Source organism: Paraburkholderia sp. BR14312, from assembly GCF_040948675.1.
Classification (GTDB): domain Bacteria; phylum Pseudomonadota; class Gammaproteobacteria; order Burkholderiales; family Burkholderiaceae; genus Paraburkholderia; species Paraburkholderia nodosa_A.
Genome location: NZ_JBFPKI010000075.1, coordinates 1 through 474 on the forward strand (window position 1 = coordinate 1; position 474 = coordinate 474).

Here is a 474-nt window from a genome sequence, read left to right on the forward strand (position 1 = left end):
TGGACGGCACGCTGATTCAGGCGTGGGCCAGTCACAAGAGCTTCCGCAGCAAGGACGGCCCGGACGATGGTCCGCCGGCCGGCGGTGGCCGCAACGCCGACACTGACTGGAAAGGCGAGCGACGTAGCAATGCCACGCACGAGTCGACTACTGATCCTGAGGCGCGATTGTTCAAGAAGAGCCACAAGAGCCCGGCCATCCTGTGCTACCACGGGCACATCCTGATGGAGAATCGCTCGGGGCTGGTGGTCGGCGCCGTGGTCAGTCACGCAGATGGTTTCGCCGAGCGGGCCAGCGCGTTGCAATTGCTCGATTGCATGCCAGGCGCTCATGCGAAGACAGTTGGTGCCGACAAGGCGTATGACACCCGCGAATTCGTGAACGATTGCCGCGCTCGCAACGTGACACCGCATGTCGCGCGCAACGATGAGCGTTGGGGCGGCAGCGCAATCGACGGTCGCACTTCGCGGCATG

Annotated in this window: 1 protein-coding gene; it reads left to right on the forward strand. The window is 63.9% G+C overall.

The window, feature by feature from the left end:
• The coding region (locus tag AB3X98_RS42065; protein WP_368610456.1) for a transposase at positions 1 to 474 on the forward strand (474 nt) is incomplete at both ends.